Raw genomic sequence first — 18,241 nt, forward strand, 5'->3', positions numbered from 1 at the left:
ATAGAAGTCTTTGAAAACCAGGAATTTTGTTCAAGGCCGGAGGGAGGTTGGAATCGCAGTATATAGGCCATATGGGAGAATTTCAACCTACCGATAACGCCGGCATCGGCCAAAAGAACAGTTTTGCAAAGTCTTCCAATGATGTTATCCCTGTATTAAATTATTTAATCTTTTATTCAAAGAAGCAAGTTTTTTAGCGTAAATGGAATTTTTTGCTACAAAAAAGGTTCTATCCTGAGGCATTGTAGCTACAATAGCATACCCATATCTATTTACTGTTACTAAAATTATCAGCGTGAGTTCCACATCCTTAACCCGAAGAATCCCCTGCAAAACCGTGTTTTTGGCCAATCGCTGAATTTTACGATTTCAACATCCTCATATATCGTCGATGTATACACCAAGGTTTAGAAATTCCTCAGGCTTTCGTATTGATTCAAAACCTCTGTTTTTTAAAGCCTCATGTAACCTTTATTTCCCCTGGATGACGGTCATAATACCCTGCATTGTCTGCCAATGTCCCGGGAAGGTACAGACATAGGGATATTCACCGGTCGTTTCGGGAGCGGTGAAATAGATCGATTCCGATTCCCCGGCTGCAAGCAAGCTTGTAAAGAACAGCACATTATCGGATGCGGGAACATATCCCCTGTCGGGTCCCTTAAGTCCCATATTCAGGGCTTTTTGAGCAACTGTTTCCAGAGAATCCGGCCTGACCACCAGGAGGTTATGCAACAGGTCCGTGGGATTGTTCACGGTGAGTCGCACCCTGCTTCCCGCCTGTACTTCAAAACCCGTGACATCAAACTCCATGTCCGAAGTGGCCTCTATGGTGATCACTTCATCAGGGCCCCCGGTCCAGGATTCAGGCAACTCCGTCTGATGCTTGTGCCCTTCCCCGGCAAATGGGTTATCTTTCCCGGGTACTTCGGAAGGAGGATCTGTCGCCGTTTCCACCCCGTCCACTGCCAGTGAGTCGCCCTCCGGAATATTATTGAGCGTATAATAACCAACGGCGTGTAACAGCGGATATGCTGTTTCCTGCTGTCTGACTCCCCCTGCCTTGATTTCGTGGACATAACCTTCCCGCAGTCCCTCCACCACCAGGCGAGCCGACAACCCGTCTTCGGCGACTTCAACATGGGTTACCTGCGCTGGTTCCCGGTTGAGGATATCACTGCCGTACCTCGAATGATAATGATAGGTAAAACCGGTAATCTCATACGAAGCAGGATCACGGGCCGAACTTCGTTCGACCGGCTTTGTGAATGTCAGCTCAAACCCATCAGGCCTGGCATGGACTTCTTTAATCTCAAAGGGCACCTCGCCCTTCCAAATGAGTTGTTGCAGTCCGTAGGGCTCTTCTCCGGTTGAGGCCCATCCCCGGCTGGTCATGCCTACCAGCATCGAGTGGGCCTGCCCCCATTTCATCCGAAATACGCCTGACTCAAATCCATCTCTGAATGGAAATGCCACTCCCTGGTACTCCCCCTTAACCTTCTCATGGAAGACCCGCATCACCTTGCTTTGTCCCTGGTCCCCCACAAAAAGTTGTCCCTCAAACGGGCCGAATCCGCCGCCGGTCGTATCCGCAAGTATGCCGGAGGTGGAAATGCCCATCACACCGTGAGGAAACCATACGGAGGGTACTTTCAACTCCGGGACCTCCCGGGCGATTTCATGCATCGGTCTGCCGCTGTCGGGAATATCTTCCGGGGTCAATGAGATGGGTGATCCGGGCAGGCCGGACCAGCGCAATCCTTCGGGATTCCCTGCAAAATCACCCTTTTCCAGGTGCGTAAGATTACCGGAACCTACCCATCCCCCCTGGTTTTCGGCATAAAACAGGTCTCCGCTGGCATTATAGGCGAATGCCGCCGGTGATCGCAGTCCACTCGCCAGGGGTTCAACCTCCCCGTCGGCCGAAACCCGGAGCATCCAGCCGTCCCATTCGGATAAACTGGCGCCGTGCCCGATCCAGGCCAGGTTCACCGTTACCAGCATGTCTCCGGAAGGTGTAAAAAGCGGACCGTAAAAATATTCGTGATAGTTCCCCGAAACCGGCCGTATAAACACGGTTTTATAGTCGTCAGCACGTCCGTCCCCATCGCTATCGGTCAGGCGGGTAATTTCGGTACGCTGGGTTACGTATACAGCATCATTCCTGTACGAAAGTCCCAGGGGCTCATGCAATCCTTCAGCAAAGAGATGATACTCCGGGGAATTCCCATTTTCAAGGGCAGGATTTTCAATAAACCAGACTTCGCCGCGTCGGGTACACACCGCGAGGCGCCCGCCGGGTAAAATATCCATCCCTCCAACTTCGAGAACGATGTCCCCGGGAATCGGTATATCCACGATCTCGTAATAATCCGACTCCGCGGGAAAAGACGATTGGGCCGGTCCCGCTACGGGAGACAAAAGAATGATGGTCAGCAGGCTCAGAAGAGCCTTCAAACCCACATGCATGGGCGGGCTGGGATCTCCTCCCCGGACGTTATCCGATTCCAAAAAGTTTGGTGTTTTACTCATGATGTTCTGTCACTTTCGGGAATATATATTGAAGATTGTAGATGTAATCCCTCCGTTACCTTGTACATGACGATATCGGCCGGCACATCTTCTGATAAGGAAATCTGTAGAAAAAGTCATCCAGATAACAACTGCTGGCATTTTTTTGAACCAGATATCGCTCATAATGCTCGGAATTATTGTTATACCGTTAAGCAGCGGCTATTTTCACTCACCAAATAATAGCGTATTCTACCCTTGCAGCCGGTGACTTGGTCAGCACCGGTATACGCAGATCCTGTCCTTTTCCCGTTTTAACGATCCGGGGCCTCCCTCCCCCTGCATCGATTATATCGAGGTAAAAAGTCCGGTCATCGACAACATATTCGCCCGCCTCATCCTGGATAATCTCCTCTCCGGACGCCAGATGAAGCCAGAAACCGTTTCGGGACTCATTTGCCTCGACATGCACAGTGCGTACCAGCCGGCGATCCTCAGCAAATCCTTCAAAGGAATCCTCTATGCGCACGCCATCCAGCATGTACCGGAAAACAGGCCGGCCATCTTCCGAAATCCGGTAGCCTTCCACCCTCAGCTGGTCCCACGACAGGGAATCCGGCCACTCCGCGGTAGCGGTGGGTAGCCTGGCGGCAACCGGCCGTCCGTCAAACGAAAAAGCAGGTCCCGCCGGGCGGGCAGTCTGGGACTCCCCCCGGTTGATCCACATTTCTTTGGCATTCAGGAAGGAACCGTTCCAGGCCTGCAGCAGGGCTACCTGTCCCATATCGTAGCTGTAGTGGATCTTATTCGGAGCGCCTACATTGACCACATGCGTTCGCTTGGTATCGTCGTGCATAGCAAATGAACGAAGCACTTTCACACGATCTCCCGCCTCTACCATCAGGTCGGGTAGAGGACCCCCGCCCCCGGGGACAGAAGCGGCGGCATGGAGCTTTTGATAGCGCAGCCGCGGTCCCTCCGCGAAAAGCGCAAGCCCCCGATACCAGTCATTGTGATGATCAATATACTCCAGAGTGAAGTCATGACGACCGCTTTCCAGCTCTACGGTTTCAGAGACCGGTTCATGCATCCGGTAAAAACGATCCTGCTCAAAAATGATATTGTCCCCCACCACCAACCGTATTTTCCCGGCATTCCGCAGCTTGAACAGGTAAGTGCCGCTGTTGGGCGCCTCGAACGTGCCGTCATATCGCAGGGCATAGCGGTCGCCTTTGTCCACAACACTGCCAGAAAGAGAATCCACCGTGCCCGATTCCGTCACATCCAGCGTATCGAATTCCGGCAACTGATCAAATGATTTGTCGTAATAGGTATAACGGAGATCATACAGGCCGATACTGTCTTTGTCGTATTTTTTATAGCTGATATTGCGAACGGCAACGGGACCCTGGTCACCCTGAATCACCAGTGGCCCCTCAGGCTGCTCATTATTGAAGGGCGCCGCCCTGGTGGGACCCTCGACCTCTATCCCCTCCTGAACCAACACGCCATTAATCCATACCTCTTCAAATTCAGCGTTGGCAATCTTTTCGTTCTGTTCATTAAACGCAGGCGCCTTAAACAAAATCTTTGCATGCTGCCAGAGTCCCGGTGCTCTCGCAACATTCATGCGCGGCGCATGGCCTTCATATCCTTTTTTTCCCGGCGTACTGTCTTGACCTACTTGCGGGTAAACACTCCCGAGACCGGGATACCCGGTATTTTCTACGCCCCAGCTGTCAGCAAGCTGAACTTCGTACCTCCCCATGAGAAAGAGCCCCGAATCGGATCCCCCCGGCATCAGAAAATCAACTTCCAGCTCAAGATCTCCGTGGGTCCATTTCGTAATAAGATGATCTTTAGCTTCCCCGGACGGAATATTTACCAGCGTACCCCTGCCATCAATGCTTTGCAGGTTATGTACCTGCCTTCGGTTACTCTCTATATCACCGGCGATCGTCCAGTTCCCCCCGACTGAATGAAAAGCATCCAGGCTGTTAAGCGAAAGGGAATCCATGGGAAGTGTCTCTGCCGCTTGTTCCCGGCATTCTCCCTCCACGTCCCCGGAGCAGCTTTGCAGCAAGAGCACAACCAACGCAATCCCCATCGCCGGGAACCACTTATTGAAATTAAAAACCCTGTGAACGTTTGAACAGATCATAACTCTGTTATTCTCTATATATAAAAAAGTAAACCTATTGTAATAATTTAACTCCTGATGTTTAATGAAGTCGCTGCAAAACCGTGTTTTTGGCCAATAACTGCATTTTCGCGCATTCAACATCCTCACTCCTGCCTTATAAGCTACGGGTTTGGAATTCGTTCCGGGTTGATACTGATTAAATTCCTGGTTTTTCAAAGGCTTCTATACTACTTTTGTTCAGGACGAAACTGAAGCGTTGGAAACGTTCGCGCCATCCCCTGCTCCCCCGGTATTGTTCCGGTCATCCCACCACAATTCCAGCATCATGGCAAGCGGGCCCACAATAAACAGGGCGTAAAAAGGAGCATATACGGCTTCATTAAGGCGTAAAATCATTTCCACAAAGGCTACCAGGATAATCACCACATATTGTCCCCACCTCCGGTGAACCGTTGTTTTGGGATCCGTAATCATAAAGAATGTAAACAGCTGGTACATCGGTCCCGTTATAGGGGCAACCTCAGCGAGATACGGATCGCCGGAAATCCAGCTTCGGACAAGAGCAAAGGCGAGAAAAGAGATTACATAGGTGGCACAGATATGAAAACGTCGAAGCCGGTAGATAGAAATGGAGCCGACGATCCAGATAACAAGCATGGCCCACATATTGTTGCCCCACTGGATACTCAACACCGCCACGCTCTGGGGGGCCAGCAGGAGCATCATCACCACCCCGAAGTTGGAAGGATTCCAGATGTGCTGATCTTTAAACCGGAGCACATACTTCGAAGCGATAGAAATGGCCGCACATAGCGCAAAAGGCCAGAGCTGTGGAGAGCGGATGAGAATCCCCACGCTGATCCCCGATATATAGGCACTGGAAAGATCGCGCCAGGTACCCACAATCAGCCGGTGCAACATCAGCTCCGTGGCAAAGCTCGCCACAATAGCCGTGATCAGCTTGGGATAACTTTCCAGGATACCGAATGAAAGATGAGCTGCCAGCAGAATACCGGTAATCAATAACGGAGGCGTGTACTTATGGCTGTAGTTTACCCCTCCCAGCTTAGCGCTCATCGAACCCATCCTGTTCATGATTGTGCTGAAGTTTCGGTAACGGCGTGCGTTTTGTTAATCTCCGGATGTTTCAGTGTGTCTGTCTTTCCGGACGGCCATTCCAGGATAACACGATCCACCTGGTCTGCTTCGCCCAGGCCAAAATGGAGGGGACGCTGATTCTGGGCACTGAATCCACTCGCCGACTGCACTACCTGAACCTGGCGTTTTCCGTCCCATACAACCTCCGCGCGGGCACCGATGGCACTGCGATTACTTTGCGTGCCCTCAAGCCGGAAACCAATCCAGTTCTGCTCCTCTCTTGTTACCGTTTTATACACCTTCAGCGGTCCCCTTTGGGTGGCTACCAGTATTTCCAGATTCCCATCATCATTAAGATCCGCAAAAGATACCGCACGACTATCCAGTTCCAGGGAACCGCCGACAGCATCGGCCACCTCTCTGAATTTTCCGGCCCCGTCATTCAGCCAAATTCTGTTTTTCTGGTATCCCGACAGACTCCTGCCTTCCATGTCGGGCCAGTTTTCCGCATTCGAGATAATCGTTTTATTTCCTCCCGCAACCTTGGAAAAGTCGTACCAGTAATCCGTATCTTTCTCCGCCGAAATGTATCCATTGGCTACATACAGATCGAGATGGCCATCCAGGTTTAAATCCCCGAACTGGGCTCCATAGCTCCATCCGCCCAGCTCAACCCCGAAATTACCGGCTAAGTTTTGAAAAGCTGTTTTCGCGCTGTCTTCCGAGGAGGGCACCCACAGGTTATTGCCCTGGATGAGTACGCCCGGTTCTGAAATATTGGTTACATAAATAGAAAGCCGGCCGCTGTTCATCACATCCCCGAACGTAACATTCATCCCGCTCTTGGGCGCAAATCCCATCCCCGCCTGGGTTCCCGAGCTTGCAAATTTTTTACCCTCCCGGTTCAAAAACAGCTCGTCCACCCCATAGTCATTGGCAATCACCAGGTCGGGATAGCCTGAACCATTGATATCGGCCGAAGCAGCGGCATACGACCACCGGTTGCTGATCAGTCCCACTGCTTTGCTTACTTCCTCGAAGTTGCCGTTCCCGAGGTTGTGGAACAGGAATTTTCGTCCCCCATTCCGGGCATACTCAAAACTCTCGGGCATAATCTCCGTGGTTTCAAGCTCCCAGAGGTTGATGCTTTCGTCAAAATAGCCTCCCATAAAAAGATCCAGCAAGCCATCCCTGTCATAGTCAAACCAAACGGCGGTATTTGAATTAACCCAGTCCGGAAATTCGGGCATATCCACCTTTGTAAAGCCCTCTCCCTCCTCGTTGTGAAACAGAAGGGGCTTGCCCCATTTCACTACCAGCAAATCTTCATAGCCGTCATTATCATAATCCGCCCAGACCGAACTCATGGAGACGCCGGTTTCCCGTGTGTTCACCTTAGCTACCCCCAGCTCCATCGCGACGTTTTCGAATTGACCGTTACCCAAATTCTTGTACAGGGCATTGCTTGTCTCCCGCGCGCTGTTGGTGACATAAAAATCCTGCAAACCGTCGTTATTAAAATCTGCGACCGAAACAGAGGCCCCGACCGAAGCTATCTGAGGCATAATATGGCTGAGTTTTTTATCGAGCGCAGGCGCCTGGTGGACAAAATCGATCCCCCATTCCCGGGTCACATCCTCCACATAGAACCCGTACTGGTCCAGTGCTTTCTGCCGGTCCAGCTCCGTATCCGAAGCATTTCTCCACTTCTCATAGTTCGAAATGAGGAAAGGCGTAGCCAGCAGGACCACAAAAAAGGCGATCAGCAATATGTTTTTGTTCTTATTGCTTCCCATAGGATATAAAGTTACAAATATTCTTCATTTTGTAAACTGCAGCGCCGTGTTAAAATTTTCGGCTGTTACATACCGCGTGTGATACTCCGCCCAATCCTGCTTATGCTTCTTATATACGGGATCTTCCCACAGGAAACCCGGGTCCCGGGAATAGTCCTCCATCCCGTGGTAAGGCAGCGGAAGGACCGTCTTGGAATGCCCGGTATTATAATCCCCGTCTTTCACCCAGCCATCGCCCACGAGTACAAAGTCGCGTTCCCATCCTTCCCCGGGCGGTTCAAGCGCAGGAAAGCGAAATACGAGCTCATCTCCCGCATTCATAATAACATACCGGTCGTCAAACTCGTTCGTCAGCTCCCGGACATCCCCGAATCGAGTATAATAGCCGGTAAGGTCACGCCATTTAGGGGTCGTCCCGGTAACCTGCTGATAATCGCCACGGGTCGGCTTAAACCGCTCTTTGTTCACCAGTCTCGAAAATCCGCGATGCCGCAGTTCCGAGGTTTCAGCAGCCAGCTCCGTGGTTTCAAGGTTCATACCCGATGCCTGCAGTCCGTGCTGGAGCTGATCCCAGTAAATTTCCATATTGGTATAAAGACGAACTTTCCGTTCGGTATTCGGTTCAAATATTCCCTCCAGGTTGATCACCATGGTTTTATTTTTGCCGGCGGGAAAACCTATATTCTCACGAGCCACCTTCCATCCACCCGCACCGTCAGGCACTTCCACGCGGATACCGTGGGGGGGCGTCTTGTCACTCTGGCTGATCGCAATATTGACAGAACTGTCCGTGGGATAAATCCAGCCGGAAGCGATCAGCCACTCGGTACCCGGTTCCGAAAACCCGCTGTCCAGTTCCACTTCAATATAGTGTTCCCCGGCAAGTCCCTGGTAAGCCGTCAGGGGCAGAGCATCAACATACTCCCCGTCCTGTTCTCTGACAGCACCGGTTACCTCATTTCTGCGGAAGTCCTTGGCTGACCTGACCGGGCGCACCCGGCTCATGGCATATAATTCCTGCTCGGGTGCCGGCAGTGCGAAGCGCTCGTCAACAAATACCTCGATATCTTCGGGATGATCGACGGCCATCAGCGAGACATGATCAAAAAAGTGTGTCTCCCACAGGTCGGCTGTAATTCTGACGTCGTAATAGCCATTGCGGGGCAACAACTGGTCGCCATCCAGTTTTACCCAGTCGACACTATGAATCACATTTGCCTTTCCCTGGGCATTGATGCGAAGTCCCAATGCCGTGCGCCATAAAAAGTCAGTCACAAATTCCATTTCTTCTCCGTTGTAGGCGAAAATCCAGGGACACGATCCCTTTAGGATTTGCTCATTCATAATTTTCGACTCGTAACCCAGCTCTGCGAACTCGGCCTGCGTTGAGCCGTTTGGCCACGTAATGCGGACCATAGCCGCCTCCTCGTACGTACCCAACCCCAGGTGAACCCAGGGATCCCGGATCGCCTGTTTACTATATTGCAGGCCCGACCGGCTTTCGATTTCACCGCCGATGCCAAAAGAATTGATACGCTGATCTCCCAACTCTCCCGATGCGCGGGGGCGTAAGACACGCGCATGGTATCCTTTCGATCCGCTGTTACCCAAAACAACCGGGATCCCTTCGCTGTTCACGCCAAACATATCCAGCCGGGCATCACCGTCCATATCAGCTATCCCGTGAAGTTGAATATGCTCCGTACGACGTGCACTGCCGGCTATATTCATATGTTCATCCGACAACCAATAGGAGGTCGTATCACCGCCGGAGATCATTACGTCCAGGGCCCCGTTATTATCCAGATCCGCTATATAAAGCTGTGCATTCAAATCCTCCGATCGTATCGTATCGGTCAGTGCCAGCAGCCGGCGGTGTTGCCATCCGCCGGTAGAATCGGCAAAGCTGGTACTGCTAATCTGCCCCTCTTGCCAGCCTACCAGCTCGAAATACCCATCCCCGTTCAGATCACCATAATCAACAGCGTAGACCGGCTGATCCATCCGCAAGCGGTCATCCCGCTGAAATTCACCAGACCGCTCATTGCGGTAGTAATGGATGGCACCTTCTTCTGTCAGCAGTACCGCATCGGGATCACCATCCTGGTCAAAATCAGCCCACAGGAAGTTCCGCACATTTTCCGTCTCGTCAAAATAAGATCGCACTTCAAAACTGTTGTCTCCATTATTTCTAAGCACCTGTACGGACCCTTCATGCGGAGCCAGCACCAGATCCAGGTCCCCGTCCAGATCAATATCGCTCGTCCACACCCCGTAATAACTTTCATTAAGCACTTCGTCAGACAGATTCAGCTCATCCGTGACATCCGTAAACGTAGAATCATGCTGCAGTTCATAGAACCGTAATCCCGCAGTGCCGGCCAACGCCAGGTCGTTAAGGAAGTCATAATTGTAGTCGACGGTGGTCACCCCATGAGGAGACGATGGTTCTGCATTTTGTCTTCCCGGGAAGACCAGACTGATCGAATCGTTGACCACGGCCTTACCGGGATTAGCCATAATCGTGCTCGCCGTCTTCTCATCAGCAAAGCCGACCGGCTTAAATAAATTGGAGACTTTCCCGGACGATCTGTCTTCTGCACTGAAAGACAACTGCTCATCCCGGGGAGCAGCCTGGTGGGTCGGGTTGGGCAACCATAAAAAACGATCGATCAAAAAGCCGACCTGATTGGCCGGAAGCTGAACCTTATCTAAATCGCGCTGGTACCCGGGAAGTTGATTGAGGTTATTTCTCAGGAAAGCCAGCTCAAAAGTAATGTTTTCATCCCCCTCTTTATCAAGTATAGCGGCTTTCTGCTCCCGGAACTGCTTTCGTACCTGATCCGGCCAGTCCCGGGATTGCTCTCCGAGGCGTTCCAGGGCTTCTTCCACCGCCCTTTGATCGTTCCATTTCGCAGAGGTACGCACCACCTCTAAAAGCAGGGCGAGATTGCCGGGATCTTTCGCCAATATTTGATCAAGCCGCTCTCTAATCTCTTTGGCATTGCCATCAGGATCCTGGCGCTCCAATTCATCAACAAGGGCAAACTGGACGCGAAGATCGGATGAATCCGTTTCAGCGGCTTTTTTCAGGTGCTCCAGCGCACGTTGAATATTTCCTTTGCGACTTTCTAATATTCCAGCTAAAAACTGAATCTCCGCATGATCCGGCGCAAGATCGATCGCCTTCTGTATTCGGGTAGTTGCTAATTCAAAATTACCCTGGCGCATGGCAAAAACACTCAGGTTGCCCCATACAGCCGGTTCTTCCGGATACCGTTCGGATACCTCCTGCATCTTGTCTACGGCAAACAGCGCCTGGTTTGATTGTATAGCAGCTATGCTGGTGTAGAAATCCGCTACCGCTTCCCGGTATTTCTCAGAATCTGTTTCAATATCAGACTTAGACGGTTCCGGGGTGCACGAATAAATAATCGCTATTAAGATCACACCTGTTACCCGGAGCAGCCAGGCACTTATCCGCTCTGTTTTGCAGTCCGTAACCATTGTTCGAAAATTGAATACCAACTTTACCTCATTTATCTCACTCATCCTTTGCCCGTTGTTGCAGGGCTGAAAGCAATACAGATCATGTCCATTTCTCAATCGGGACTAACCCGCATTTCTCAGTATGTTACCACTGTTATAATTTTTTGGCCTCAAAAAAAGATATAAATTTATCCGAATCAAAAGGCCACAACAATGCACAACAAATCCTTGTGAGAGGCCTTTGTAAAACTGTGCTTATGGCCAGTCTCTGCATTTCCGTGCATTCAAATATCCTCACATACACCTGATGTGGGGTGGTTTGGATGCACTCAGGCTTTGATATTGACCAAAGTTTATGGTTCTTCAAAGCCCTCTGTGAGACATAGTGGCTAAAATACCAATAATATCAAAAGCAAACGAATTTAATCCGATCAAATAATGCAAAAAAGTGCAATTATTTTATTTAATTATGAAAAATATTTGAAAAAAATAAAAATGAAATGCTTATTACATACAAATAATAGCAATAATCCGTAACATTGAACCTTCAATATTGTGAAAGTTACTCTAAAAAACATTGCTGAGGAAACCGGATACTCAATCTCCACGGTATCCAGAGTTCTAAACGGATCGGATAAAATAGGAAAACAGGCACGCCGCAAGATTTACCGGGTCGCAAAAAAACTTGAATACCCTATTTATCAAAACCTTGACGGAAAAAAGATTGTTGATACCTTAAAAATACTCTTCATTGTAACAGGTTTTCACCGGGGAGCATTTTACTCTTCCCTTTTTTACGGGATGAATACCGCCGCGGCAAAATACAATGCCCAGCTGTCCTTCGTTTTTCTGGACAAACCTTTTGAAGAAATTCTCGAAACTATTCATCGGCTGGTGGATGACCGGTTCGAGGGATTAGTTCTTTTTGCGCCTGAATTTAATAAAAATCATTACCGGCAAATCAAGGAAGAATTACCCGATCAATTTCCCATCATCTCCAATGGGCTTATTGAAAGTCCGGTTGTCTCAACCGTCACTTTTGATGGATACAGCGGCGGTTTTCTGGCCGGCGAGCATTTTAAAAAAAGAGGCTATATAAAATGTGGCATCATCAGGGGTCCCCTCCAAAAGACCGAAGCCCGCTACAGGTTCAACGGTTTTAGAGACTATATTACCCAGGATAATGAAATGGAACTGTCATGGTGCTATGATGGAGACTTTAATTTTCAATCCGGTGTTGAGGCTTTTAAAAAATTCGAAGAAGAAGAACAAAAGCCGCGCGCCATTTTTGCAAGCAATGATAATATGGGACATGCATTCCTGGAGGAGGCACTCGCCGAAGGGTACCGCGTACCGGACCAACTTGCCCTGGTGAGTTTTGATGATTTACCCATCTGCCGTCGTCATCGTCCCACTATTTCATCTATTCACACTGATTACGAAAAACTGGGACTTGTAACGGTTGAAAAAATGAAAGACTTGCTTGATAACCCGGATCAGCAAGAGGGCGTGCTCAGTTTGGTCCCCGTACATTTGAATATACGTGAATCGTCGTGAGGCGGCGTCACCATACCCGAAATAGCATTCGATTAGCTATTCCCTGGTCCCGTGAGCCTGTTTTTTGCTCTTTCCCAGCAGGCTTACCGACTCCACCAGGATCCAGAGGGTAAAGCCCAGGATGACGGCTCCCAGGAAAAACAGCAGCATATTGGCTTCCCCCGACCTGTAGCCCGACCACTCCAGGAGCACCTGTTCGGTCATCGCCCACAGCGTCATCGCCAGCAGAAACACCATCGGCACCAGCGTATAGAGGATCGGCCGGCCCTGCCGCCGCAGCCAAATCGTGACCAGCAGCAGGCTGATACCCGCCAGCAGCTGGTTTGAGGTCCCGAACAGCGGCCACAGCAGGTACCCCCCGGACCCGAGTCCCCGCGGACCTTCCGGGCCCAGCACCAGCGCCGCGCTGGAAAGCACCGCAATGGAGGTGGCCACATGGATATTGGTCAGCGGCCGCACCCTGTAGATCTCCCCGAGTTCCCCGATGATATAGCGCATCAGCCGCACCGAGGAGTCCAGAGTGGTGGCAGCGAAGCTGACCACAATCACAGCAATAATCGTGCGGGCCGCCTCGGCCGGGATCCACAATCCCGTGGCAAGCTGGCCGGCCCCCTCTATAAAGGCTCCCAGTCCGTTGGCTCCGGCCGCCGAAAAGGAGGAATAGGTTTCCGCAAACGCTCCGCCGGAACCGAAATAGGTACCCACTGCAAGGATGGTGATAATGGCCAGCGCGCCTTCGCCGACCGCCCCGAGGTAGCCCACAAACCGGGCGTCCGGTTCGGCGTCGATCTGCTTGGAGGTGGTCCCGGAGGCCACCAGCCCGTGAAAGCCCGAAACCGCCCCGCAGGCAATGGTAATAAACAGCAGCGGGAACCAGCTCACGTCCGTCGCTGCCGGGTTATGGGCCGGGGCCGTCACTTCCGGGGCCAGCGCAAGGAGTCCACCGTAGAGAATCACCAGTCCAAGCACCAGCTGCTGGGCGTTGATAAAATCGCGCGGCTGCAGCAGTTTCCAGACCGGCAGCACCGAGGCGATATACACGTAGCTCATCAGCACGACGATCCAAGTCAGAAAGGCCATCGAGGTCCCGCTCAGCCCAAAAACCACGGTGCCCCCCTCCCCGCCGAAATAGCGCACCAGGTCAATTTGCAGGACCGGCAGGTAGGAGGCCGCCACGGCGGTCCCGTACATTACCGCCAGCACCAGCAGGGTGGGAATAAGCATCCCGCCCTGGCGACGGTAGGTGTAATAGCCGATCCAAACCGCCAGGGGGATCTGGATGAACACTGAAAGCACGCTGGCCGGGAAGGAGATAAACAGGTTTGAGATTACCCAGGCAAATACGGCATTGACCATCAGTACCAGAATCAGGATGATAAACAGAAACAGAATCCGCCCGCGCCGGCCGATCAGCTGGTCGGCCAGGGTACCGATCGAACGGCCCTTGTGGCGCAGCGAGAGCACCAGCGTCCCGAAATCGTGGACCCCGGCGGCAAAGACCGTTCCCAGAGCCACCCACAGGATGGCCGGCAGCCATCCCCAGTAAATGGCGATGGCCGGACCCACAATCGGGGCGGCCCCGGCCACGGAAGTGAAGTGGTGGCCCAGCACAATCCATTTGTTGGTAGGCACATAGTCCACTCCGTCCTCCTGTGCGTGGGCCGGGGTCTGAAAATCCGGATCAAGCCGGTAGATCTTCTCGGCGATAAATTTCGAGTAGTAGCGATACCCCAGGGCAAAAATCACTAACGCAGATGCGGCCAGCCAGATGGCATTCATAATCGTTCTCTGTGATATAATTAATGTTAACGTTACCGGATAATAGCAGATCCGTTCCTTTTTCTAAAGCCTGCTTTAACAGATATAATAACGACGACAAACGACCCCTATCCCCTGCCGGCTGTTTCACTGGATACCTGGATTAATTATCATCATAGCCCAAAACCTGCCCGTCCTTTTGCAGCTGCTCGCGGAGCCTGGGGTAGTCCACCTGCTGCACCCCGACCTCCTCTTCAACAGCGAGGGCCGCGGCCGTAGCAGCGGACTGTCCCAATACCATAAACACCGGTTCCATGCGGATCGACCCGAAAGCAATGTGGGAGGCCGAGAGCGCCACCGGCACCAGCAGGTTGGTCGCCTCCCCGGCCCGGGGCGTCATCGAACGGTAGGATATGGGATACGGTGGAAATCCGTGCACCTGGATATCCCCTTCGTTTTTGACCATCCCGCCGGTGACCAGCCGCTGAATATGGTGGGAGTCCATCCCATAGGCGGCCATGCCGATGCTGTCGGGCACCACCCGACGGCCGGTCACGTTCTGCTGGGTCATCACGTAGGCGCCCACCATCCGGCGGGCCTCGCGCACGTACAGCTGCGGGGTGAAGTGGCCGTTTTCCTCAAACTCGTCTTTCGGGTATCCCCACTCCGAAATAAACGCCTGCAGCTCCTTCGGCACCCGCGGGTCGGTTTGGTAGAAATACAGCAGGCCCTTGGTATAGCGCTCATGGGCCCGGGTGATCGCCCGGCGCTGCTCATAGCCGGCCTCCGGGTAATCGTGGTTCATCCCGATCATGTCGGTGGAAAAGCCCCCGCGGTTGTTGACATCGGTCTTGCGGTTGGGCATCCGGGTCCAGATAAAATAGTCGTTGATCTCCCGCAGCTCCGGCTGGGCCTGGAACAGGCGCACCAGCAGCTCGTAGCGGGTGGAGTCGTAGCCGGCCGGACGGGTTATGGGGATGCGGTTGGCGGGATCATCGGTCAGGGTAAGACGAAAATTGTAGGCCTGCACTTTCCCGTCGCCGCTCCCGTTCGGGGCCAGCGTGTCGTGGCTGATCCCCCACAGCAGCCCGCTGTCGGGATTTCCTTTTTCTACATACGGGTCCACGCCATCGGGAAACTGGTGGCGGTTGCGCGGGATCCGGCTGAAGTAGTCCACCTTGACCGAGTCAATATCCCCGGGCAGCCCATCCGGGTACAGCTGCACCCCGTTGAGGGATTCCCCGTAGGTATCCGAGGACTCCCGGCCCACTTCGTAGGAGACTCCCGCCGCGGCCATCAGGTCGCCCTCGTAGGTGGCGTCCAGGAACACCTCCCCCTCAAAGGTGCGCCCGCTTTCCATGGTAATCCGGGTAATGGTGGCCTCCCGCTTTTCTACACCTCCTTCCCGCTTCAGGCGTTCTTCTGGGAACAGGTCAATATCTTCAGCTGCCATCATATCCTCATACACCTGGAGGGCGGCGGAGGGCTCAAAGGTCCACATCGCCTCCTCTCCCTCGGCCGTGCGCCCCTGCTGGTCGCCCAGGTACTCCTCCCGGCTCTGCCCGTGCCAGTGGGTGGGACCCTCGTAGTAGCGGTGGATGTTTTCGTAAAATTCGCGGGCGATGCCCCCGATAGCAAACTTGTTGCCGATATCCGTGGCCCCCAGCCCCCCGGTCGTCAGTCCCCCGATGCGGCCGGTCGGCTCGATCAGCGCCACCGACTTGTCCATCCGCGAGCTTTGGATAGCCGCCGCTATCCCCGCCGAGGTGCCCCCGTAGATGACAATGTCATAGGCAGCAGGGGCCTCCGGGCCTTCGGGCGCTTCCTGCCCGCAGCCGGCGGCTACCGCAATTAAGAGGGAGACCATGATAAGGATAATATAGCGTTGCATTATGGATGTCATACGTATTGGTTTCCGGTTCATGTGGATTCATTCGTGGCAATGGACATACCTGCAGCACTACCTGTTGAGCCGTTGTGCATCCTTTCCTTCTTCCAAAAAAAAGAGGCTGGCTTCACGGGTATGTTTTTTGGTGAAAAATCCGGGTTTAATCGTTCGCATGATTATGCCATACGGCGGTTAGCGATTGAATATTTGTATCCCTGCGATTCGGATCACCCCTCCTTTCCCTGCTCCGGCCAGCGCGTCTCGATGCCTTCCGAGCGCACGAACTGCTGGAATTCCTCCAGCAGCGTCCGCTCTTCGCGGACGGCCCGCGGGGGCACCTCCCGGTCCAGGGCAAAGCGGGCCAGCAGTCCGGCCGCCTCCCCGATGCTCCATTCGACGGGGTGAAGCCGGTAGCAGCCGTTGGTGATATGAGTGGTGCCGATATTTTTGGCCGCCGGCAGCAGGTTCTTCATCCGCCTGGGCAACAGCGCTCCCAGCGGAATCTGAAAGGGAAGCGAGGAAAAATCGATATAGTTATCGCCCCCGCTGCTGGGATGCAGGTCGATGTGGTAATAGCCAACCCCCACGCTGTCATAAAAGTCAGCAGCTGTAACCTCTGACTGGTCCTGTCCCGTAACCATCGCCCGCTGCTCTTTGCCCACATGCTCCTCCAACACGGTAAATTCAGCCTTAATGCGCCGCGACTCGCGCACGTACGGGTATTTGGCCAGCCCGTCGCCGGTACCCATCACATCCGCACGCAGCCGCAGCCCAGGCCAGCCCCGGCCGCCATCGGGGCGGGGGACTTCGGTTTGCAGCCAGTACAACAGCGACAGGCTCAGCTGTTTGGACTGGCGGATATGCCGGTTAAACACTTCTTCGGGCACGTCGATCAGGTTCCCGAGCATATAATCATTCTGGGGCCAGTTTACGACCGTCATCCCCCCGCGGTAGGTGCCGGGGACAAAATTATCCGGGTTGATGATCCGCCGGTAGTTCCACAGGTTCAGCTTCTGTCCTGTCGCGGCGCCCCCGGGATGGAAGCCCAGCTCCCGGGGCTGGAGGGTCGAAGGATTCGGGTAGGTCAGGTCCAGCAGTTTTTCCGGCCACGGGGGACTGACATCAGGAACATGCCGCCTCCAGAAGTCATAACGATCCGGTTTAGCAATGATATGGTCTTCCCCCGGCACGTAGTCCATGGCAAAGCAGTAGGTGAACGCCTGCTGGTTGGCCGCGCTGGCCTGCTCCGGGGCGTGCAGCTCCCCGGTCTCTGCCCGCGATTCGGCGCCCGTCACATACTCGGTGCCGGTCAGTGGCAGCAGATCCCCCAGCTCGGTGGCATCCAGAAAATAGGGCGCCTCAAGCACGCGGCAGATCCCGCTCCGCCCGTCAAGGACCTGCAGGCCCCGCACGCGGTCTCCCTCCACGTCGGCCCCGGTCGCGCGGTGCTCCAGCAGCAGCCTCAGCTGCCCGTTGCTCCGGTAGGGAGCGAGCATCCGGCGCAGCACCGCCAGGGCCACCCGCGGCTCATGGCAGAGCCGGGAGACAGCCCCGTCACCGGGATTCAGGTGCTCCCGGTCCGCCGCCTCCGCGGTCAGCGGATAATGCCGGCGGTAATAGCGGCGGATGCCGGTGCGCAGACGGCGGTAGCTGCGCGGGGCCCCGTGCGTTTCGATCCACTGGTGCTCATCCGGCGGCACTCCCTGCTGGGTCAGTTGTCCCCCGATCCAGTCGGTCGGCTCGGTCAGTATGACCGACAGCCCGTTGCGCAGGCCCGCCAGGGCCGCCGCCACGCCCCCCAGTCCCCCGCCGGCGATGACCATATCGGCCCGCATCGCCTGGCCGGCCGCCGCTGCATCGGCCCCGCCCTGCCCTTTCCCGGCCGGCCCCATCATCCCCAGCCCGGAAGCCGCGGCCGTGCCCGCTGCCGTTACCAATTGCAGAAAATCTTTGCGGTCCATCATAGAAGAAAACCTGTTTCTATTGGATTTTTCGAACTAC

General features: G+C 53.7%; 9 protein-coding genes. 1 reads left to right on the top strand and 8 read right to left on the bottom strand.

Translation table 11 applies throughout. The features are described from left to right. Positions 1-471: 471 nt before the first annotated feature. From BUB16_RS13285 to BUB16_RS13305, 5 genes are all read right to left on the bottom strand, one after another. Complete coding sequence (locus BUB16_RS13285) at positions 472-2,532, bottom strand: plastocyanin/azurin family copper-binding protein (protein WP_211483174.1); 2,061 nt, start codon at positions 2,530-2,532, stop codon at positions 472-474. A 211-nt stretch (positions 2,533-2,743) separates the two neighbouring features. Further along, on the bottom strand, positions 2,744-4,672 hold the full coding sequence (locus tag BUB16_RS13290; RefSeq protein ID WP_073065212.1) for a 3-keto-alpha-glucoside-1,2-lyase-like domain-containing protein: 1,929 nt from the start codon (positions 4,670-4,672) through the stop codon (positions 2,744-2,746). A 219-nt stretch (positions 4,673-4,891) separates the two neighbouring features. Further along, complete coding sequence (locus BUB16_RS13295; protein WP_139240306.1) at positions 4,892-5,731, bottom strand: RnfABCDGE type electron transport complex subunit D; 840 nt, start codon at positions 5,729-5,731, stop codon at positions 4,892-4,894. Between the two features lie 14 nt (positions 5,732-5,745). Beyond that, positions 5,746-7,548: a CRTAC1 family protein gene (locus BUB16_RS13300; protein WP_073065217.1), complete on the bottom strand. Its 1,803-nt coding sequence runs from the start codon at positions 7,546-7,548 to the stop codon at positions 5,746-5,748. Positions 7,549-7,572: 24 nt separating this feature from the next. Beyond that, positions 7,573-11,100, bottom strand: coding sequence for a CRTAC1 family protein (locus tag BUB16_RS13305; protein WP_084088281.1), 3,528 nt, complete (start codon positions 11,098-11,100; stop codon positions 7,573-7,575). A gap of 492 nt (positions 11,101-11,592) precedes the next feature. Between BUB16_RS13305 and BUB16_RS13310 the strand changes: the two genes are divergently transcribed. Beyond that, positions 11,593-12,594, top strand: a complete 1,002-nt coding sequence (locus BUB16_RS13310; RefSeq protein ID WP_073065220.1) for a LacI family DNA-binding transcriptional regulator — start codon at positions 11,593-11,595, stop codon at positions 12,592-12,594. Between the two features lie 36 nt (positions 12,595-12,630). Here BUB16_RS13310 and BUB16_RS13315 read toward each other — a convergent pair whose 3' ends face one another. The 3 genes from BUB16_RS13315 to BUB16_RS13325 form a co-directional block, all read right to left on the bottom strand. Further along, positions 12,631-14,373: a carbon starvation CstA family protein gene (locus tag BUB16_RS13315; protein ID WP_073065223.1), complete on the bottom strand. Its 1,743-nt coding sequence runs from the start codon at positions 14,371-14,373 to the stop codon at positions 12,631-12,633. Between the two features lie 142 nt (positions 14,374-14,515). Beyond that, entirely contained in the window at positions 14,516-16,243 is a 1,728-nt protein-coding gene (locus BUB16_RS13320; RefSeq protein ID WP_084088282.1) for an FAD-dependent oxidoreductase, read from the bottom strand. A gap of 224 nt (positions 16,244-16,467) precedes the next feature. Next, positions 16,468-18,201, bottom strand: coding sequence for an FAD-dependent oxidoreductase (locus BUB16_RS13325; protein WP_073065405.1), 1,734 nt, complete (start codon positions 18,199-18,201; stop codon positions 16,468-16,470). Positions 18,202-18,241 lie beyond the last annotated feature (40 nt).

The sequence above is a fragment of the Fodinibius roseus genome (assembly GCF_900129315.1).
GTDB classification, from domain to species: domain Bacteria; phylum Bacteroidota; class Rhodothermia; order Balneolales; family Balneolaceae; genus Fodinibius; species Fodinibius roseus.